The sequence below is a fragment of the Curtobacterium sp. PhB190 genome (genome assembly GCF_004365385.1).
In the GTDB taxonomy this organism is placed as follows: Bacteria; Actinomycetota; Actinomycetes; order Actinomycetales; family Microbacteriaceae; genus Curtobacterium.
Map to the genome: position 1 here is coordinate 172,504 of NZ_SODN01000004.1, position 19,278 is coordinate 191,781.

Annotated in this window: 18 protein-coding genes; 14 read left to right on the forward strand and 4 right to left on the reverse strand. The window is 72.2% G+C overall.

The window, feature by feature from the left end:
- Positions 1–42: 42 nt before the first annotated feature.
- A complete protein-coding gene (locus EDF47_RS08155; RefSeq protein ID WP_133936852.1) occupies positions 43–696 on the forward strand; it encodes a spermidine/putrescine ABC transporter substrate-binding protein in 654 nt (217 codons plus the stop codon).
- A 108-nt stretch (positions 697–804) separates the two neighbouring features.
- Here the strand turns inward: EDF47_RS08155 and EDF47_RS08160 are convergent, their stop codons facing one another.
- Both EDF47_RS08160 and EDF47_RS20045 read right to left on the reverse strand, forming a co-directional pair.
- The gene (locus EDF47_RS08160) at positions 805–1,818 is read right to left on the reverse strand and encodes a LacI family DNA-binding transcriptional regulator (RefSeq protein WP_131878405.1); all 1,014 of its coding nucleotides are present in this window, start codon (positions 1,816–1,818) and stop codon (positions 805–807) included.
- The gene (locus EDF47_RS20045; protein WP_235035981.1) at positions 1,815–2,237 is read right to left on the reverse strand and encodes a DUF3054 domain-containing protein; all 423 of its coding nucleotides are present in this window, start codon (positions 2,235–2,237) and stop codon (positions 1,815–1,817) included. Before EDF47_RS20045 ends, EDF47_RS08160 begins: the two co-directional genes overlap by 4 nt.
- 121 nt (positions 2,238–2,358) lie before the next feature.
- Between EDF47_RS20045 and EDF47_RS08170 the strand changes: the two genes are divergently transcribed.
- The 9 genes from EDF47_RS08170 to EDF47_RS08210 all read left to right on the forward strand — a co-directional run bounded on the left by EDF47_RS08170 (position 2,359) and on the right by EDF47_RS08210 (position 12,456).
- Positions 2,359–3,309 carry a hypothetical protein gene (locus EDF47_RS08170; RefSeq protein WP_131878409.1) on the forward strand — a complete coding sequence of 317 codons (951 nt, stop codon included), beginning with the start codon at positions 2,359–2,361 and terminating at the stop codon, positions 3,307–3,309.
- A 285-nt stretch (positions 3,310–3,594) separates the two neighbouring features.
- Positions 3,595–4,752: an extracellular solute-binding protein gene (locus EDF47_RS08175; RefSeq protein ID WP_131878411.1), complete on the forward strand. Its 1,158-nt coding sequence runs from the start codon at positions 3,595–3,597 to the stop codon at positions 4,750–4,752.
- Positions 4,749–5,789 (forward strand): ABC transporter permease subunit, encoded by a 1,041-nt coding sequence (locus tag EDF47_RS08180; RefSeq protein WP_123294050.1) that lies wholly within the window; start codon positions 4,749–4,751, stop codon positions 5,787–5,789. Before EDF47_RS08175 ends, EDF47_RS08180 begins: the two co-directional genes overlap by 4 nt.
- Positions 5,786–6,598, forward strand: a complete 813-nt coding sequence (locus EDF47_RS08185; protein WP_132099616.1) for an ABC transporter permease subunit — start codon at positions 5,786–5,788, stop codon at positions 6,596–6,598. Before EDF47_RS08180 ends, EDF47_RS08185 begins: the two co-directional genes overlap by 4 nt.
- 26 nt (positions 6,599–6,624) lie before the next feature.
- Entirely contained in the window at positions 6,625–7,701 is a 1,077-nt protein-coding gene (locus EDF47_RS08190; protein ID WP_235036063.1) for an ABC transporter ATP-binding protein, read from the forward strand.
- The gene (locus EDF47_RS08195; RefSeq protein WP_133936850.1) at positions 7,698–9,296 is read left to right on the forward strand and encodes an inositol monophosphatase family protein; all 1,599 of its coding nucleotides are present in this window, start codon (positions 7,698–7,700) and stop codon (positions 9,294–9,296) included. Before EDF47_RS08190 ends, EDF47_RS08195 begins: the two co-directional genes overlap by 4 nt.
- A 430-nt stretch (positions 9,297–9,726) precedes the next feature.
- Entirely contained in the window at positions 9,727–10,548 is an 822-nt protein-coding gene (locus tag EDF47_RS08200) for a hypothetical protein (RefSeq protein WP_243648888.1), read from the forward strand.
- A 61-nt stretch (positions 10,549–10,609) separates the two neighbouring features.
- On the forward strand, positions 10,610–11,611 hold the full coding sequence (locus tag EDF47_RS08205) for an ATP-binding cassette domain-containing protein (RefSeq protein ID WP_133936848.1): 1,002 nt from the start codon (positions 10,610–10,612) through the stop codon (positions 11,609–11,611).
- Positions 11,608–12,456, forward strand: a complete 849-nt coding sequence (locus EDF47_RS08210) for an ABC transporter permease (RefSeq protein WP_123294045.1) — start codon at positions 11,608–11,610, stop codon at positions 12,454–12,456. The genes EDF47_RS08205 and EDF47_RS08210 overlap by 4 nt, the downstream gene beginning before the upstream one ends.
- A 70-nt stretch (positions 12,457–12,526) precedes the next feature.
- Here EDF47_RS08210 and EDF47_RS08215 read toward each other — a convergent pair whose 3' ends face one another.
- Entirely contained in the window at positions 12,527–13,189 is a 663-nt protein-coding gene (locus EDF47_RS08215; protein WP_131878417.1) for a response regulator transcription factor, read from the reverse strand.
- Positions 13,186–14,442, reverse strand: a complete 1,257-nt coding sequence (locus tag EDF47_RS08220; RefSeq protein WP_133936846.1) for an ATP-binding protein — start codon at positions 14,440–14,442, stop codon at positions 13,186–13,188. The genes EDF47_RS08215 and EDF47_RS08220 overlap by 4 nt, the downstream gene beginning before the upstream one ends.
- Before the next feature lie 114 nt (positions 14,443–14,556).
- On the opposite strand from EDF47_RS08220, the gene EDF47_RS08225 reads away from it, so the two are divergent.
- From EDF47_RS08225 to EDF47_RS08240, 4 genes are all read left to right on the forward strand, one after another.
- Positions 14,557–15,960 carry a PspC domain-containing protein gene (locus tag EDF47_RS08225; protein WP_165932312.1) on the forward strand — a complete coding sequence of 468 codons (1,404 nt, stop codon included), beginning with the start codon at positions 14,557–14,559 and terminating at the stop codon, positions 15,958–15,960.
- Between the two features lie 11 nt (positions 15,961–15,971).
- Positions 15,972–16,244 carry a hypothetical protein gene (locus EDF47_RS08230; RefSeq protein ID WP_131878423.1) on the forward strand — a complete coding sequence of 91 codons (273 nt, stop codon included), beginning with the start codon at positions 15,972–15,974 and terminating at the stop codon, positions 16,242–16,244.
- Between the two features lie 155 nt (positions 16,245–16,399).
- Entirely contained in the window at positions 16,400–18,301 is a 1,902-nt protein-coding gene (locus tag EDF47_RS08235; RefSeq protein ID WP_243834035.1) for an amino acid transporter, read from the forward strand.
- Positions 18,298–19,266 carry an EamA family transporter gene (locus EDF47_RS08240; RefSeq protein ID WP_131878427.1) on the forward strand — a complete coding sequence of 323 codons (969 nt, stop codon included), beginning with the start codon at positions 18,298–18,300 and terminating at the stop codon, positions 19,264–19,266. The genes EDF47_RS08235 and EDF47_RS08240 overlap by 4 nt, the downstream gene beginning before the upstream one ends.
- The last annotated feature ends 12 nt before the right edge of the window (positions 19,267–19,278 follow it).

Below are 19,278 nucleotides of genomic sequence, written 5' to 3' on the forward strand. Positions count from 1 at the left end.
AATGAGCGGGTGATCCGCGCCTCCGCTCCGTATCGTTGGGGCATGGACGGCATCGACGGACGCGTGCGCAGCGCTGTCGACGTCTGGCTGCGCTGGCTGCCGCGCTGGCAGATCGGCACCGCCCGCCCGCGCACCCGCATCTGCCGGAAGTGCACCGGATCCCCGATCGCGAGTGCCGCCGGCTTCGGGCAGGACGTCCCGCACGCCGTCCAGCACGCGCTGATCGGCCGGATCTCGACCATCGTCGAGGACGAGGTCGACGACTACACCGCCAAGAACCTGCCGCTGCTGCAGCGGGAGCTCGAGCGGGCCGCGGCGCGGAAGCGGCACGCCGGGTACCAGCCGGCCGAGGGGCTGTCGCCCGAGTTCCAGGGCCTCGACGTCGATCCCGAGCCCTCGCCGGGTTCGCCGTTCCTCTTCACGCTCGGGGAGCTGGCGGGGACGGGCGCGGGGGAGCAGGCACCGCGGGAGCCGCTGTCGGACGAGGCGAAGGCGGCGCTCCGGCACGAGATCGAGCTGTCCGACGAGTGCGCTCGCTCGACCGGGACGGCGGTGTGCCTGGCGCTCATCGACCACCGGCCGCGCATCGCCGAGGCGGTCGAGCGTCTGGTCGAACCGCAGATCGAGGCGCTCGTGTCCGACATGTTCCGCGGGTTCGACGGACCGGACGAGGGGCCGCGCAGCGGGCTGTTCTAGCGGCGACGCGCGCGGGCGCGGGCTTCGCCCGGTGCGAGGTTGACCACGCCGTGCGCGCTTGTTGCGCTGCACCGAGTGGTCAACCTCGCACCGTGCGCGGTCCGTCGGTCAGCGGGGGAGCAGCGTGCGACCGGGCACGACGGTGCCCCGGAGTGAGCGGTGCTCGACGGCACGCGTCGGGTCGTCGATCCGGCCGATGACGAGGTCGATCGCCTCGCGGCCGATGCGTTCGATCGGCTGCTCGAGCGTCGTGAACCCGATCCAGTCGCTCGCGAGGGGGTACACGCCGTCGAACCCGGTGACCGACAGATCGTGCGGGACCCGGACACCGCGGCGTGCGAGCGCCTCGCACACGTCGAGCATGAGCCGGTCCGTCGGGCACATCACCGCGGTCACGTCCGACTCGTGCATCGCGTCGACCAGGTCGGCGGCGAGGTCGTCCGGTGGTCGCACGAAGCTGGCGTCGATGTCGATGACCCGGACACCACGTGCGCGGAGCCGTTCGACCATCGCCGTCGAGCGGGCGTGCTGCGTGATCGCGTTGTCGAGTGGGACGGTGAGTACGGCGACCGTGCTATGGCCGGCGTCGGCGACGGTGTCGGCGATGGTCGCGCCACCGTCCACCTCGTCGCAGTACACGCTGGACAGTGCCGGGTGGAGTTCGGGCCGGCCGGCGACCACGGTGGCGATCCGCGGGGCGAACTCGGCGATGTCGGCCGACGGCATCAAGCCGCTGCAGACCACGAGGCCGTCCACCCGCATCGACACGAGTGCGGCGAGTGCGGACTTCTCGTCCTCGACACGGCCGACACCCGTGGTGGTGACGACGCGGTAGCCCAGCTCGGACGCGCGGCGCTCCATCACGGCGTGCAGTGCGGTGTAGACCATCGACGACGCATCGCGGACGAGCATGCCGATGGTGTGCGTCCGACCGCTGACGAGCCCGCGTGCCATGGCGTTGGCGACGTACCCGAGCTCGGCTGCGGCGCGCTCGACCCGCTCGCGAGTCTCATCGGAGAACCGTCCGGTGCCGGAGAGGACACGGCTCACCGCGGACTTCGAGACGCCTGCTCGTGCGGCGACGTCGAGGATGGTCGGCTGGGACCCGCGGCTGGCGTTCACGCCTCGGTCGCGGCGGCGTCCTGCCGGGACCGCGACGCGGTGAAGCGCAGCACCCCGCGGGCGATCGCGCGCCAACCGAGCAGGAACACCCCGAGCACGATCGTGGCGACGATGACGAAGGAGATCGGCAGCGGGTTGCCGTCGACGTCGCCCTGACCCGTGGCGACGCGGATCGCCATGCCGACGAACACCGTGAGGATCCATACGACGACGCCGGTCGGCCAGAAGCGCAGCGGGCGGGCCCAGGCTCCACTCGTCACGTACCCGATCGCCCAGCCCGCCAGGAACGGGTAGACGGTGGTCCAGATCCCCAGTGCGGTGTTGCCCTCGCCGTGGGAGGAACGGCCGATGAGCGCGAAGACGACGATGAGGACGACGTCGATGACGGCTGCGAGCCAACCCCAGGTGCGTGTGTTCACCCGGACAGTCTCGCAGCCCGGACGGCTCCGGCCTCTCCACAGGCGGGCGTCGCCCTCGTCTTGTCCACAGATCCGCCGCCGTCCCGACGGCTCCCGTTCCCCGACCATCACCATCGTCGGGGTGAACCGTCAGATCGCCCTCGCCCCACTTCCCGCCGTCACCGTCCTCCGGACCTCGGCGCACCATCCAGCCGAGTCCGAGGTGATCAGGAGGCGGGCGGACGCGCAGGAGCTCGTCCGCATCGGGCGAGGGAAGTTCGTCGACGCTGCCGCTTGGGCAGCCCTCCGGCCAGCGGAACAGCACCTGGTCCGCGTCGGTGCGTCCGCCGATCGCATCGGACCCGACCAGGTCGTCTCACACGTCTCGGCGGCGGTCGTACTCGGTGTGCCGACGGTGTCGCCGCCGCCCGATCGAGTGCACGTGACCTCGGTCGGGAGTGATCGGCGGACCACGAATGCTTCCTTCGTCGTCCACGCCGACCTCGACCCGGTACCAGACCCGAACCGGATCAGCACGCCGGAAGGCCTGCAGCTGAGCGGACCTGTTCGGATCGCTGCCGACGTGGCCCTCACGCTCCCGTTCATGGACGCCGTCGTGGCGCTTGACGACCTGCTCCGTCGGGGTCTTCCCCGAGCAGCCGTGCGCGACACGATCGCGCGACGTGGCCCCAAGGGGCGCCGTCGCGCGCTCCGTGCGGTGGACTTCGCCGACTCCGCGTCGGACTCGCCGGGTGAGTCGATCGCGCGCACCCGGTTCGATCAGTTCGGCACGGAGGAGCCCGTCCTGCAGCACCGTTTCCGGTCGTCCGGGCAACCGGACATCGTGGTGGACTTCTGGTTCCCCTCGGCCGGCGTCGTGGTCGAGTTCGACGGCGAGGTGAAGTACCGGGACCCGACGATGCGGAACGGGCGTTCGGCGGAGGACGTGGTCATCGCCGAGAAGTACCGGGAGGACCGGCTGCGGTCCTTGCCCGGCGTCCGGCACGTCGTGCGGTTGCGATGGGCTGATCTCTGGGACGAGGCGACGTTGCGCGCGAAGCTGCGGCGGGCAGGCGTTCGGATGCGACGCTGAGCGCGCCGTGCGAAGTTCGCCACTCGGTGCGAGGTTGTTGCGGCGCACGGGGTGATCAACCTCGCACCAGAGCAGGCGCTGCGCCGGCCGCGGCCCCCGGAGTTCACCCGGCGGCGACGCCCGCGGCACCCGGCGTTCACCCGGCAGCGCCACACTCGACCTCGGCGCGGGAACGTTCCCACACGGCCCGCGCCACACCACCCCGCACGACCCGCACAACCCCCCCCCACCCCGCACCACCCCACCCCGGACGACCCCACCCCACGGAACAGGGAGATCATCGACGTGAAGACCCGAGTCCTCGCCGGCCTCGCCATCGCGGCGGCCGCGACCGTCGCACTGTCCGGCTGCGTCCAGAGCGCCAACGCCTCGAACGCCGCGGACACGAGCGGCGGCACCACGAACCTCACCGTGTTCATCAGCGGCGACACGAACGTCCAGGACCTCTGGGACAAGTCGCTCATCCCCGCCTTCGAGAAGGCGAACCCGAAGATCCACGTCAGCACGAGCATCGACCTGCACGGCGAGCACGACGCGCAGACCCAGGCGAACCTGGCCACCGCGGTCAAGGCCGGCAAGTCCGTCGCGTACGACCTGGTCGACGCCGGCTTCGTCAGCACCGCGGGCAAGGCCGGACTGCTCAGCACGGTCAGCGACAGCACGATCCCGAACCTGAAGGACGTCCCCGAGGCCACGAAGCAGCAGGGCGGCGACAGCGCGATCCCGTACCGCGCCTCGAGCGTCCTGCTCGCCTACGACTCGAGCAAGGTGACGGACCCGCCGGAGAGCCTCGACGACCTCCTCGCCTGGATCAAGGCCAACCCCGGTCAGTTCGCGTACAACTCCCCGTCGTCCGGCGGCTCCGGCGGCTCGTTCGTCGCCACGGTGCTCGCGAAGTACCTGACCGCGGAGGAGCAGGCGACGATGCAGACGACGTACGACAAGTCGCTCGAGTCGAAGTGGGACAAGGGCTTCGCAGCGCTCAAGGACCTCGGCCCCTCGACGTACCAGAAGGGGGTCTACCCGAACGGCAACGACCAGGTCGTGCAGCTGCTCGGCAGCGGCCAGATCGCGATGGCGCCGGTGTGGAGCGACCAGTTCATCACCTCGCAGAAGACCGGCGTGATCCCGAAGACCGTCAAGGCGATCCAGATCACCGACCCGTCGTTCACCGGCAGCGCGAGCTTCCTCGGCATCCCGAAGACCGAGCCGAAGGCCAAGAAGGCCGCCGCCGAACAGCTCGCCGACTTCGTCCTGAGCTCCAAGGGGCAGCAACTCGTCGCGAGCGCCGTCTCCGGCTACCCGGTCATCCCGCTCGACAGCCTGCCGGCGTCGGTCGCGGAGCAGTTCGCCGACGCGAACCCCTCGCAGCTCCGCCTCGGGTTCCAGAGCGACTTCGCCGCCGACATGAACGCGGCGTGGGACGCGAAGGTCCCGCAGTGACCCAGACCGTCCAGGACGGCCCGGCAACTGACCGGGAGGCCCGTGGCGACTCCGCCACGGGCCTCCCGCCCGTCCCGTCGCCCTCCCACGGCACCGCGGACCCCGCAGGTCGGCTGTCCGTCCAGGAGCGGCTCGACCGCCGTCGGCGGTGGCAGGGCCTCGCCCTCGTCGCGGCGCCCGTCCTCGTCGTGGTCCTGTTCGTCGGCGTACCGGTGGTGAACGCCGCGCTGTTCAGCCTCGGGTTCACCGGCGGCCTGAACCAGGCACTCGCGGACATCGGCGGCGACACCGTGCGCGGCTTCTCGTTCGCGGTGTACGGCACCCTGCTCGGCAACGCCACGTTCCTGCGCGACCTCGTCGCGACGCTCGGGGTCACCGCGTTGTCGACCGGTCTGACCGTGGCGCTCGCCGTGGCGGTGGCGGTGATCCTCCGGCTCCGCGGTGGTTTCCTCGGCAAGAGCCTCAGCGTCCTGGCCGTGGTCCCGCTCTTCGTGCCGGTGGTCATCGCGAGCTGGTCGGTCCTGACGTTCACCGATGCGCAGGGCTTCCTCCGCAGCCTCGGTGCCCAGTTCGGCCTCGACGTCCCGGTGTGGGGCTACACCCTCGTCGCCGTGGTGTTCGGCAGCGTCTGGACGAGCCTGCCGTTCGCGGTGCTGATGATCGCCGGCGCGCTGCAGGGAACTCCGGACGCCCTGGTCGAGGCCGCGAAGGACGCCGGCGCGAGCACGTGGCGGGTGGTCTGGCAGGTGCTCCTGCCGATGGCGGCGACCCCGCTCGTCATCGCGACGACGTTCACCGTCATCGGGGTCCTCGGGTCGTTCACGGTGCCGTACTTCACCGGTCCGAACGCCCCGACGATGCTCGGCGTCGACATCTCGAAGTACTTCCAGGCCTACAACCGTCCGCAGCAGTCGACGGCGATGGCGTTCATCGTGTTCGCCTTCGCCGCGGCCGCGAGCGTGTTCTACCTGCGCTCGACGGTCCGGGCGAACGCCGGCGAGCTGCGGAAGCAGCAGCAGAAGCAGGAGCAGCCGTGATCAAGCGACTCACCGGGAACACCCTCGTCTGGGCGACCGCCGTCGTGCTGGCCGTCTTCGTGCTCGGTCCGCTCCTCTGGCTGGCGGCTCGTGCCTTCGCCACGACCTGGACGTACCCGAACCTGTTGCCCGACGGCTGGACGCTGCAGTGGTGGGGCACCGTGTTCGAGGACCGGAGCCTGGCGGTCGCCGTCCAGAACTCGCTCGTCCTCGCCCCGCTGACCGTGCTCATCGCCGCGGTGGTCTGCCTGCCGGCCGCGTGGGCGATCAGCCGCATCGAGTTCCCCGGGCGACGGCTCGTCCTGGTCGGGCTGTTCGCCACGAACGCGTTCCCGAAGATGGGCCTCTTCGTCACGATGTCGGCCATGTTCACCGCGCTGAACCTCATGAACACCGTGACCGGGATCCTGATCGTGCACGTCCTGGGCTGCGTCGTGTTCATGACGTGGCTGCCCGCCGCCGCGTTCTCGGCCGTGCCGCGGTCCCTCGAGGAGGCAGCACGCGACGCCGGAGCGAGCCGCTGGCGGACCTTCTGGCGGGTGACGTTCCCGATCGCGTGGCCGGGGATCCTCGTCGCGATGGTGATGTCCTTCCTCGCGTCGTTCGACGAGGCGCAGGGCACGTACCTGGTCGGAGCCCCGACGTACATGACGATGCCGACGGCGGTGTACTCGCTCGTCCTCAACTCCCCACGTCAGGTCTCGGCCGTGTTCGCGATCGCGTTGAGCATCCCGTCCGTGGTCCTGCTGCTGCTCGCCCGGAAGCACATCATGGGCGGCCGCCTGGCGGACGGCTTCCAGATCCGATGACCACCACCAGCACGAAAGGCGACCAGATGACGGACGCAACGCTCGTCGCGGAACGCACCACGGGCCTCCCGGCCGATGGCAGCACGACGGACCGGACCCGATCCGGCGGACTCAGCATCCGCGGACTGCGCAAGACGCTCGGCGGACGCGACGTCGTCGCCGGCATCGACCTCGACGTCGCGAAGGGCGAGCTCGTCTCGCTGCTCGGCCCGTCCGGGTGCGGCAAGACGACGACGCTCCGGATGGTGGCGGGGTTCCTGCCCGCCGACGGCGGCGTCGTGACGATGGGGGACCGCGACGTCACGTCGATCGGTCCGGAGCGTCGGCCGAGCGCGATGGTGTTCCAGAACTACGCACTGTGGCCGCACATGACGGTGACGCAGAACGTCGCGTTCCCGCTGCGGACCCGACGCGTGCCGAAGCAGCGGGTGGCGGAGCGGGTGCGGGAGGCGCTCGACCTCGTCGGTCTGAGCCACCACGCCGGGTCGAAACCGACCGCGATCTCGGGCGGTGAGCAGCAGCGGGTCGCCCTGGCGCGGGCGATCGTGCAGGAGCCCGACGTGCTGCTCCTCGACGAGCCTCTGTCGAACCTCGACGCGAAGCTCCGGGTGAGTGTCCGCGACGAGATCCGGCGCATCCAGCAGCGTCTCGGCATCACGACCGTGATCGTGACGCACGACCAGGACGAGGCGCTCAGCATCTCGGACCGGATCGCGGTCATGCACGACGGCCGCATCGAGCAGATCGCGACGCCCACCGAGCTGTACGCCCGCCCCGCGACCGGGTTCGTCGCGTCGTTCATCGGGTCGACGAGCCCCGTCACCGGCCGGTTCCTGGCCGGCACGTCGGTCAGCCCCACCGTGGCGGACACGGTCTTGATCCGACCCGAGCAGGTCGTGCTCACCGACGACTCGCCGATCCGTGCGACCGTCGCCCGCGTGCTGATGCGCGGGCACTTCGCCGAGGTCGTGCTGGCCGCCGACGGCGCCGAGCTCCGCGCGTTCGTCACCGGAGCACCCCCGACGGTCGGCACCGAGACCGGGGTCCGCCTCGGCGAGGTGCTCGTGTACCGCGACGGCGCCCTGCTCGAGGGCACCCGATGAGCGCCCCGGTGTCGGCGCCCGCCGACCAGGTGGTCGCCACCAGCCCGACCGGGAGGCCCGGCGTGCGTCCGCCACGGCTCGTCGCCCACCGCGGTGCGCCGCGCGTCCGGCGCGAGAACACCCTGCCCGCCATCGCGGTCGCCGAGGCGCTCGGCGCCGAGGTCATCGAGGTCGACGTCCGTCGCACGGCCGACGATGTCGCCGTCCTGCTGCACGACGAGACCCTCGGCCGGATGTGGGGCGATGCCCGCCGGGTGTCCGACGTCGCCTGGTGCGACGTCGCCCGGCTCGGCAACGGCCTCGACCGGATCCCGCGGCTCGACGCCGCCCTCGAACGGCTCGACGGCTGCCACTCGGTGCTGCTGGTCGACCTGACGGACGCGGCCGACGGACTCGTCGCCGCCCGCACCGTCGTGGGTTCCACCGCGTCCACCACCGTGGCGTGGTGCGGAGCGCCGGCGGCGATGGCCGCGGTCCGCTCGGTGCTGCCCGACGCCGACGTCTGGCTCGCGTGGGAGTCGCTCGACCCGCCCGCTCCGGCCGACCTGGAGGCCTTGACCCCGTCCACCCTGAACCTCGACATCGCGTTCCTCACCCCGCGCACGATCGAGGTCGCGCACGCCCTGGGGCTGCGGGTCGCCGTCTGGACCGTCGACGAGGCCGAACCGGCGCTCTGGGCGGCACGGCTCGGCGTCGACTCGATCACCACGAACGACGTCGGCGCGATCGGCGCCGCACTGTCGTCGGCGGAGCGGGACGGCTGGCCGGAACGGGACCGCGAACCGACCGAGACCGAGGTCGCCTCGCGCGCCCAAGCCCTGGCACACCGCATCGCGCACGAGGTCATCGCCTTCACCCGCGAGCACCCCGTCAGCGAGGTACGGACCAAGGCGAACCCCGCAGACCTCGTCACCGACGTGGACCGACTGGTCGAACAGCACGTCCGGTCCCGCGTCCGGATGGCGTTCCCGACGCACGGCTTCACCGGCGAGGAGTACGGCGACGCACCCGGCGACCGGCACCGCTGGTACCTGGACCCCGTCGACGGCACCACGAACCTGGCGAACGGCGTGCCCTGGACGTCGATGTCGCTCTGCCTGACCCGCGGTGGCCGGCCGCTCGTCGGCGTCGTGGCCGACCCGTGGCGGGGCGAGGTCCTCGAGGCTCGGCGCGGACGCGGTGCCACCCTGCGCGACCGTCCGCTCCAGCTGGACGACACCCCGCGGCCGCTCGCCGGGGCGGTTGTCGGCACCGAGCTCGACGGGCACCGGCCGTGGCCCGGGTTCGGTGCGTTCCTCGACGCCCTGGCCGACCGGTCGTGCACGCTGCGGCTGCAGGGCTCCGGCACGCTGACCATCGCGCAGGTCGCGGCCGGGCGGGGGATCGGTGGGTGCGTGTCGGCGTTCAACCCGGTCGACCACGGGGCCGCCGTGCTGCTCGTGCACGAGGCCGGCGGGATCGTGCTGACCCGCTCCGGTCCGGTCGAGGGCTTCCCGCCCGTGGGGGAGCCGTTCCTGGTGGCGCACCCCGGGGCCGCCGACGAGCTGCACGGGGTGTGGACGGCCGCGCTCGCCGTGGGCGCCGCGGCGGGCTGAGCCGGCGCGTGCGCGCGGCAGGTGTGGCCGGCGCACGGTGCGGGGTCCGCGTTCTGGTGCGGGGTTGGCCGCTGGGTGCTGTGCTGTAGGCGCGCACGGTGCTGCCGACCCGGCACGGGTCGTGCAGGTGCGCACGGTGCGGACTGGAGGCGCGGGGCGGGTCGGGTACGGCCCTCCCGTCGGGTGGGTGGTGCGCACGGTGCGGGGTCCGCGTTCTGGTGCGGGGTCGGCCGCTGGGTGCGGTGCTGTAGGCGCGCACGGTGCTGCCGACCCGGCACGGGTCGTGCAGGTGCGCACGGTGCGCCTGCGGGCGCGGCGGCGCACGGCTGACTCTGAGCGGGCGCTCAGTCAGCGGCCGACCGCGCTCCATAGGGTGGCAGGCCACGGGCGGTCCGACCGGATCACCCGTGCACCCGAAGGAGCATCGACCATGGGATTCCTCGACCGCCTGCTCGGACGTCCGGACCGCGACCGCACCGGTGACGCGCAGCAGTACGACGCGCAGCAGAACCAGTGGGGGCAGCCGCAGCAACCGCAGCAGCAGGGCTACCGGTACGGCCAGCAGTCGTACCACCAGCCCGCGCCGACGGGGGTGCCGGCCGGGCAGCAGCAGGGCGGCCAGTACGGCGTGCCGCAGTGGGGCGGTGCACCCGCGCAGCAGCAGGGCGCGGCGACCGACGACGAGCGCGCGGTGGAGCGGTACCGCTACCTGCTCCGCACGGCGCCGCCCGAGCGCATCGAAGAGGTGCACGCCGAGGCGTTCGCGAAGCTGACCGACGAACAGCGCCGCATGGTCTACGACGAGTTCACCCGCACGGCGCCTCCCGGCGAGGCCCCGCGCGGCGACGACCCCCGCTCGCTCGCGCAGTCGGCGACGCGGTCCGAGATCCGCCAACCGGGCTTCATGGAGCGCTCGCTCGGTGGCGTCGGCGGCGGTGGCCGCTTCGGTGGGCAGCGCGGCGGACCGTCGTTCGGCAGCATGATCGGTGCCTCGGTCCTCGGCACCGTGGCCGGCTACGTCATCGGTTCGGCGATCATGAGCGCCTTCCTGCCGGACCCCGGATCGTTCGATGGCGGTACTGACGCTGCGGGTGACGGTGGTTCGGAGGACACTGGAGCCGACTCCGGTGACGGCGGTGCGTCCGACGGTGGCGCGTCCGACGGCGGCGGGTTCGAGAGTGCGGGCTGGGGTGACAGCGGATCCGACTTCGGCGGTGGCTCCAGTGACTTCGGTGGTGACTTCGGCATCTGAGTGACCGGTCACGAGTTCCCACCGACCCACTGATATTCTCCGTGGTCGACAAGGGAGCGGCATGGCCATCATCGAAGCCTCCGGGCTGACCAAGACCTACCGGTCGAAGTCCGGGCCGGTGCACGCACTGGCCGGACTCGACCTGTCCGTGCCGCAGGACACCGTGAAGGCGCTGCTCGGGCCGAACGGCGCGGGCAAGACCACGACCGTGAAGGTGCTCACCACCCTCATCACCCCGGACTCCGGGACGGCTACGATCGACGGCATCGACGTGATCGCCGACCCGCAGGCCACCCGGCGGTCCATCGGGGTGTCCGGGCAGTACGCCGCGGTCGACGAGAACCTGACCGGCTTCGAGAACCTCGAGATGATCGGGCGGCTCTACCACCTGGGCCGGAAGACGTCGCGGGAGCGTGCCCGTGAGCTCATCGACGTGTTCGACCTGGCCGAGGCCGGGGACCGCCCGGTGAAGGGCTTCTCCGGTGGCATGCGGCGACGGATCGACCTCGCCGGGGCCCTCGTGATGAACCCGCGCGTGCTGTTCCTCGACGAGCCGACCACGGGCCTCGACCCCCGCAGCCGGCTGGCGCTCTGGGGCATCATCGAGGACCTGGTGGCCGAGGGCGCCACGGTCCTGCTCACCACGCAGTACCTCGAAGAAGCCGACCGGCTGGCCGACGACATCGCGGTCATCGACGACGGCCGGGTCATCGCCGAGGGCACCGCCGACCACCTCAAGGCGCAGGTCGGCGGCCACCGGGTGGTCGTGACCCTGGTGGACGAGACCGACGGTGACGCCGTGACGACCGTCCTGCGGCGCTACGGTGTCGGCGACGTCGAGGCCTCTGGTGACGGCCGCACCCACGCCATCGCGGTCGAGGCCGGCCCCACCGCGCTGCAGCGGGTGCTCGCCGACCTCGGCGACGCCGGTATCGAGCTGCACGACGCGGGCATGCGCCGACCGACGCTCGACGACGTGTTCCTGCGGCTCACCGGCCACGCCGCGACGGAGGACGAGGCCGACGAAGCCGCCGCCACCAAGCAGAAGGAGACGGCCCGATGACCGCCACCACCATCGCGCCGGGTCGGCAGCTGCCCGTCGTCGTCACCTCGCCGGTCGCCATCTGGTTCGAGGACGGCTGGACCGTCACCAAGCGGAACCTCATCAAGATCAAGCGGTCGCCGGACATGCTCGTCTTCGCCGTGCTCCAGCCGATCATGTTCGTCCTGCTCTTCAGCCAGGTCTACGGCGGCGCGATCGCGGTCGAGGGCACCGACTACACGCAGTTCCTGATGGCGGGGATCTTCGCGCAGACCGTCGTCTTCGGGGCGACCTTCTCGGGGTCGGCGATGGCGCAGGACCTGAAGGAAGGCCTGATCGACCGGTTCCGCACGCTGCCGATGTCGGCGTCCGCGGTGCTCGTCGGCCGGACCAACTCCGACCTCGTGCTCAACTCGATCTCGATGGCGATCATGATGCTCACCGGGTTGGCCGTCGGGTGGCGGGTGAACTCGTCGCCGCTCGAGTTCCTGGCCGGCATCGCCCTGCTGCTGCTGTTCAGCTACGCGTTCAGCTGGGTGATGGCGCTGCTCGGCATGAGCGTCAAGACGCCGGAGGTCATCAACAACGCCTCGTTCATGATCCTGTTCCCGCTGACGTTCATCTCGAACGCCTTCGTGCCGAGCGACACGCTGCCCCTGGTGCTGCGGGTGTTCGCGGAGTGGAACCCGGTGTCGTCGCTCGTGCAGGCGGCCCGTGAACTCTTCGGCAACGTCGGGTCGGCGCCGGTGCCGGACATCTGGACGATGCAGCACCCGATCGTGACGGTGCTGATCGGGATCGCCGTGATGCTCGTCGTGTTCGTGCCTTGGGCGGTCAACAAGTACACCCGCATCAGCGCGAAGTGAGACCGTCGGGGCGGTGAACAAGACTGCACCATCCACAGCCAGGATCAGCGCGAAGTGACCGCGTGGGCGCTCAGAGCAGCTTGCGCTGCAGCGCCCACGCCGTCAGCTCGTGCCGGTTCGACAGCTGCAGCTTCCGCAGCACGCTCGACACGTGGGTCTCGACGGTCTTCACCGAGATGAAGAGCTCCGCCGCCACCTCCTTGTAGGCGTACCCACGCGCGATGAGGCGCATCACCTCCTGCTCGCGCGCCGACAACCGGTCGAGTTCCGCGTCGTGCTGCGCGGTCTCGCCGCTCACCGCACCGAAGGCGTCGAGCACGAAGCCGGCCAGGCGGGGCGAGAACACCGCGTCGCCCTCCGCCACCCGTCGGACGGCCTCGGCCACCTCGGCGCTCGACGAACTCTTCGTGATGTACCCGCGGGCCCCGGCCCGGATCACCCGCACGACGTCGTCGGCCGCGTCGGACACGCTCAGCGCGAGGAACAGCGTGCCCGGGTGCTCGGCAGCGGACTGCGTGATCACCTCGGCGCCGCCACCGCCGGCTCCGCCGGGCAGGTGGACGTCGAGCAGGACGACACGGGGTGCGGTGGTCGCCACGAGCGTCACGGCTTCGTCGACGGTGGCGGCTTCACCCACGACCTGGAGGCCCGGTGGCAGTCCGGCGCGCACGCCGGCTCGGAAGATGGAGTGGTCGTCGACGACGGCGACGGTGAGCAGGTCGGGCTCGGTCATGCGTCCTCCTCGTGGTGGGGGGCGGTGGGCGCGAGCGGCAGCCGGAGCCGGACCTCGGTCCCGGTGCGACCGGGCCCCGGGGCGATGGTCGCCCGGCCGCCGAGCCGGTGCAGCCGCCCGGTGATCGACTCGCGCACGCCGTACCGTCCCTCGGGCACGGCGTCGGGGTCGAAGCCCGGCCCACGGTCGCGGATGCTGACCTCGACGACGTCCTGCGCGGTCTCGGCGTACACGCTGATCGTGCCGCCGGCGTGCCGGGCGGCGTTGAGCATCGCCTCGCGGGCAGCGGCGACGACACCGTCGGGCAGGTCGGTGCGCGACGGGCCGACCGCGATGACGTCGATGCGGACCGGGTACTCGGCCTCGATGTCGGCGGCGGCGTCGCGCAGTTCGGCGCCGAGGTCACGGGCCGGCTCGGTCTGCTCGGCGAACAACCACGACCGCAGTTCGCGTTCCTGCGCCCGGGCGAGCCGTGCGGCATCGGAGCCGGGCTCGGCCTTCTGCTGGATGAGCGCGAGCGTCTGCAGCACCGAGTCGTGCAGGTGCGCGGCGAGTTCGGCGCGCTCGAGGTCGCGGACCCGTGCCGCGCGCTCGTCGGCGAGGTCCCGGACGAGCCGGACGACCCAGGGCGCGACGACCACGGCGACGCCGAGCAGCACCGCGACCGCTGCGCTGAGCACCGTCCACACGTTCGGCCGGTCGCTCGTGGTGAAGAACAGCAGGATGCCGAGCACGACGAGCACCAGTGCACCGAGCGCCCGGACGACCAGGGTCGACGACGCCGCGGCCCGGACGGTGCGCAGGGCGTCGAACTGCCGCCAGGCCAGGGCAGCACCGGTGGCGACCACGACGCCGGGCACTACGACCTCGAGCGGGACCTGGGCGCCGAGGCGCACAGCGACGATCGCGCCCCCGGCGGCGAGCAGTGCGAGTCCGAGCAGGATCTCCACGACGGGTGCTCGACGGCTCACGGTCACGGTCGCGTCGCCGTCGCCGTCGCCGTCGGCGTCGCCGTCGCCGTTCGCACGGGGCGCCGTGAGGACGGCCTTGAGCGGTGACGTCGCGGCCGACGTCGCGCTCGGAGTGGTGGCCCACAGCCACGCGTAGAGCAGGACCCCGGCCCCGCCGCACACGGCCAGGACCGCCGTCGCCGCCCGGACGGCCCCGAGTGGCAGACCGGTGTGCGTCGCGAACCCGCTGCAGACACCGCCGAGGACCCTGGGGGTCGGGCGGGTCATCCGAGCGGTGGCCATGGGCCAATCCTGGCACTCGGGCGCCCGCACCAGCAGGGATCGGGGCAGGGATCAGGGACCGGTCAGGGGGAACCCCGATGGTGTCGGCCACCGCGGGCCGGGATGCTGGAGACCATGACCGATCACCAGCACGACACGGCTCCCGGCCCGGCTGCCGGGAACGCCGACTCGACGGCCCGGTTCTTCGACTGGATCCGCGGACTCGACGTCGCCCGCACCGACGACCGCTGGCTCGCCGGCGTCTGCGGTGCCGTGGCCCGACGCACCGGACTCGACCCGCTCGTGGTCCGCGGCGTCGCGATCGTCGTCGCCCTGCTCGGCGGTCCGGTCTTCCTGGCGTACGCCGTCGGGTGGGCGCTGCTGCCGGACACCACGGGACGGATCCACGTCGAGCGGATGATCCGCGGCGTGCTCGACCCGGCGCTCATCGGGATCGGCGTCTTCGTGGTGCTGACCTTCGTGCCCGCGGTCCAGGGGATCTGGTGGCAGGGCGTGCCCTCGGCGTGGGGGATGCCCGGCTGGCTCGAGGCGACCCTGCGCACGGCGTGGAGCATCGCGCTCGTCGGCGGGATCGTCTGGCTGGCCGTGGTGGTCGCGCGTCGTCGCACCGACGGGCCGGCGCCCGACGCTGACGCCGCCGCGGCAGCGGGGACACGGCGCGACTTCTGGACGAGCCCCGACGACCCGCGCCCGGCCGGTGGAGCCGCGTGGACGGCGGACGCGGGGGAGGCGTCGGACGCGGGCCGGGCCTCCTGGCAGTGGAACGCCCCCGGTACCCCGCAGGACCGACAGCGACGACACGACGAGCGGATGCGCGCCGAACGGGAGCGGGCGGCCGCGTGGCGCGCGACCCGCGCCGAGCGACGGTCGAGCGCGGCGTACGTCGCCGTGTCGCTCGGGCTGGCGCTCGTCGCCGGGGCCGGCGTCGCGGTCTGGGCGCAGGCGGAGGCCTGGCCGGTGGCGGTGCTCGGCATCGCCGCGGCGGTCGCCGTGCTGGCGATCGCGACCATCGTCGCCGGGATCCGGGGACGCGACGACGGTGCCCTCGGCCTGTTCTCGACGATCGGGGTCGTCGCCCTGGTCGTCACCGGGGTGCTGCCCGCCGGCACGCAGGTCTCGCTGATCGGCGGGACCACCTGGCGGGTCGACAGCGTCGCCGCCGGGTCGGAACGGAACTACGCGATGCTCGTCGGCGGGCCGACCCTCGACCTGCGCGGCCTCGACGAGACCGACGCCGGCGGGGACGTGAACCTGTGGCTCGGCGCCGGCGGGGCCGAGGTGCTGCTGCCGACCGACGTGCCGGTCCGGGTCGAGGTGAGCGGCGTTGGGTACGGCGTCGACACCGACACCGACGGCGACTCCGGCGACGACGGCAGCGGCGGGCTGTTCGGCACGACCACCGTCGAGAACCGGGCGGCACGGTCCGCCGGTACCGATGCGGTCGGGACGACGACCGTGCACCTGTGGATCCTCGGGGGCGCCGCCGACGTGCCCCGTGCGCTGACCGTCAACGAGTGAAGGACGAGACGATGACGAACGACGACGAGACGACCCAGACGTTCCCACCTGCGGCGCCGGTACCGGCACCGGCACCGGAACCTGCGCGGGCGCGCCGTGGTGCACGCTTCGGCACGATCTTCTGGGGTGTGGTGCTGCTCGTGTTCGCGATCGCGATGGCCGTGAGCGCGATCCCGGTGTTCTCGGTCGACCCGACCACCCTGTTGCTGGCGGCCTGCCTGGCGGCCGGGGCCCTGCTGGTGGTGGCGGGGCTGGTGGCGGTGTTCACCCGGCCCGCGCGGTAGCCGGACCGGGTTGTCCACAGGGGCCGTCCGGGTGCGCGCGTGCGTCACCCGGACGGCTTAGCATCGTCCACGTGACCGCGACAGACGCCGAGCGGGCCGCCCAGCGCGACGCCACGGAGCCACCCCTCGACCGCAGCACCCGACTGCGTCGCTGGATGCTGCAGGGCGCCCACCAAGGGGCATCCCACCAGGGTCCGCACCAGGTCGAGGTCGAGAAGACCCACCCGTGGTGGCGGGTCATGTGCCTGACCGGCGTCGACTACTTCTCGACCCTCGGGTACCAGCCGGCGATCGCGGCGCTCGCCGCCGGTCTGCTGTCGCCGATCGCCACGATCGTGCTCGTGCTCGTCACGCTGTTCGGCGCGCTGCCGGTGTACCGCCGGGTCGCGAGCGACAGCTTCCGCGGTGCCGGGTCGATCATGATGCTCGAGAAGCTCCTGCCGTGGTGGGCCGGCAAGCTCCTGGTGCTCGTCCTGCTCGGGTTCGCCGTCACCGACTTCATGATCACGATGACGCTGTCGGCGGCGGACGCCACGGCGCACATCGCCGAGAACCCGTACACGCCGCACTGGTTCACCGAGATCCCCGTCCCGCTCACCCTCGCGCTGCTGCTGTTGCTCGGCGTCGTGTTCCTCCGCGGCTTCAAGGAGGCGATCGGCATCGCGGTCGGACTCGTCGCGGTGTTCCTCGCGCTGAACGCCGTCGTCGTGGTGGTCGCGCTCTGGCACGTCTTCGAGCACCCGATGGTCGCCAGCGACTGGTGGTCGGGGCTCACCGCGCAGCACAGCAACCCCCTCGTCATGGTCGGCATCGCGCTCGTCGTGTTCCCGAAGCTCGCGCTCGGCCTGTCCGGGTTCGAGACCGGCGTCGCGGTGATGCCGCAGGTGCGCGGTGACGCGTCGGACGAGACGAGTGCCCGGCCCGAGGGTCGGATCCGCGGCACGAAGCGGCTCCTGACCGTCGCGGCCGTGATCATGAGCTCGTTCCTGATCACCTCGTCGATCGCGACGACGTTCCTCATCCCGCAGCACGAGTTCCAGCCCGGCGGCGGTGCGAACGGGCGGGCCCTGGCCTTCCTGGCGCACCAGTACCTCGGTGGGGTGTTCGGATCGATCTACGACTTCTCGACCGTCGCGATCCTGTGGTTCGCCGGCGCGAGCGCGATGGCCGGCCTGCTCAACCTGGTGCCGCGGTTCCTGCCGCGCTACGGCATGGCGCCGCAGTGGGCGCGGGCGACGCGGCCGCTCGTCATCATCTTCACGCTCATCGCCTTCCTGATCACGGTCGTGTTCCGCGCGAACGTCGACGCCCAGGGCGGGGCCTACGCCACCGGTGTGCTCGTCCTGATCACGAGCGCCGCGGTCGCGGTCACCCTGTCGGCTCGTCGCCGGCAGCAGAAGAAGCGCACCATCGCGTTCGGCGTCATCTCGGTCGTGTTCGTCTACACGACGGTCGCGAACGTCATCGAGCGGCCCGACGGCGTCCGGATCGCGGCGATCTTCATCATCGCCATCGTCGTGGTGTCGCTCGTCTCGCGGGTGCGCCGGTCGTTCGAGCTCCGCGCGTCGTCGATCGAGCTGGACGCCACGGCCCGGCAGTTCGTCGAGGCCGACGCCGACCAGTTCAGCGCGGTCTGCATCATCGCGAACGAGCCGGGTGCTGGCACCGCCGAGGCGTACCGGGCGAAGGGACGCGAGGAACGGCGCGACTCCGGCATCCCGGCGCGCGTCCCGACGATGTTCCTCGAGGTGCTGCCCGCCGACTCGTCCGACTTCGAAGAGGACCTGCTGGTCGAGGGGCACGTCGTGCACGGACACCGTGTGCTCCGGGTCCGGTCCGGCAACGTGCCGAACACCATCGCCTCGACCCTGCTCGCGATCCGCGACACCGCCGGGGTCGTCCCGAGCATCTACTTCGAGTGGAACGAGGGCAGCCCGATCCGGAACGCCCTCCGGTTCGTGTTCACCGGTGCCGGTGACGTCGCGCCCGTCACGCGCGAGGTCCTGCGCGAAGCCGAGCCGGACGTCCACCGCCGGCCGTCCATCCACGTCTCGTGACGGGTCCCGCCAGCGCGCGCCGGGTCCCGACGCCCGCCGGTGGGCTCGCCGCGGTGGTCGTCGCCGCCGCGGTCTGGGGGACCACCGGCACCGCGACGCACTTCGCCCCGGGCGTCCCCGCCTTCGTCTTCGGCGCGGTCACCTTCGGGATCGGTGGACTCGTGCTCGCCGCCGTCGCCGGACGTGGCACGCTCCGCGCCGTCGCCGAGCGTCGCACGCGGGGGTGGGCGCTGCTCGGCGCAGGGGCGCTCGTCGTCTACGCGGTCGCCTTCTACGCGGCCCTCGCCGACGCGGGCGTCGCCCTCGGCACCACCATCGCCATCGGGTCGTCACCCGTGTTCGCCGGGCTCGTGGAGTGGGTGTCGGACAGGAGGCCCGTCACCGGCAGGTGGATCGTCGCCACGCTGGTGAGCGTGGCCGGCATGGTCGTCGTGACCCTGGCGCGGTCAGAGCACGACGGCGGTGGTGGTGCACTCGCGCTCGGGATCGCCAGTGCCCTGCTCGCCGGACTCACCTACGCGCTGTACTCGTGGGCGGTGGCGCGGGGACTGCACGCGGCGGCCGGGGCGGTGTCGGTGCCCGGCGGGCCCGGGGTCGAAGCCGTCGCGGCGGGGCTGCCGAACGGCCGCGGGCTCGTCGGCGCCGTGTTCGGCATCGCTGCCGTGCCGCTCGTCGTGCTGGTGGTCCTCGCCGGCGCACCGTACCTCGGCGAGGGCGGCAACTGGCCGGTGTTCCTGTACCTGGCCCTGGTGCCGACGGTGCTCGGGCACTCGCTGTACGCCGTGGGGTTGCGGTCCGTCGGTGCCTCGGTCGCGACCCTGGTGTCGTTGCTCGAGCCCGTGGTCGCAGCGGTGCTCGCCGTGCTCGTCGTCGGGGAGCACCTCGGCGCGACGGGGTGGGTCGGCATCGCACTCGTGGTGGCCGGGCTCGCCGTGCTCGCGGTGCCGGGGCGACGCCTGCGCTGACGCGCGTCAGGC

What these genes read in the sequence shown, in the direction of transcription:
- EDF47_RS08155 (WP_133936852.1), top strand. Translation starts at nt 43, where the DNA reads ATGGACGGCATCGACGGACGCGTGCGCAGCGCTGTCGACGTCTGGCTG.
- EDF47_RS08190 (WP_235036063.1), top strand. Translation starts at nt 6,625, where the DNA reads ATGACGGACGCAACGCTCGTCGCGGAACGCACCACGGGCCTCCCGGCC.
- EDF47_RS08195 (WP_133936850.1), top strand. Translation starts at nt 7,698, where the DNA reads ATGAGCGCCCCGGTGTCGGCGCCCGCCGACCAGGTGGTCGCCACCAGC.
- EDF47_RS08200 (WP_243648888.1), top strand. Translation starts at nt 9,727, where the DNA reads ATGGGATTCCTCGACCGCCTGCTCGGACGTCCGGACCGCGACCGCACC.
- EDF47_RS08205 (WP_133936848.1), top strand. Translation starts at nt 10,610, where the DNA reads ATGGCCATCATCGAAGCCTCCGGGCTGACCAAGACCTACCGGTCGAAG.
- EDF47_RS08210 (WP_123294045.1), top strand. Translation starts at nt 11,608, where the DNA reads ATGACCGCCACCACCATCGCGCCGGGTCGGCAGCTGCCCGTCGTCGTC.
- EDF47_RS08215 (WP_131878417.1), bottom strand. Translation starts at nt 13,189, where the DNA reads ATGACCGAGCCCGACCTGCTCACCGTCGCCGTCGTCGACGACCACTCC.
- EDF47_RS08220 (WP_133936846.1), bottom strand. Translation starts at nt 14,442, where the DNA reads ATGGCCACCGCTCGGATGACCCGCCCGACCCCCAGGGTCCTCGGCGGT.
- EDF47_RS08225 (WP_165932312.1), top strand. Translation starts at nt 14,557, where the DNA reads ATGACCGATCACCAGCACGACACGGCTCCCGGCCCGGCTGCCGGGAAC.
- EDF47_RS08230 (WP_131878423.1), top strand. Translation starts at nt 15,972, where the DNA reads ATGACGAACGACGACGAGACGACCCAGACGTTCCCACCTGCGGCGCCG.
- EDF47_RS08235 (WP_243834035.1), top strand. Translation starts at nt 16,400, where the DNA reads ATGCTGCAGGGCGCCCACCAAGGGGCATCCCACCAGGGTCCGCACCAG.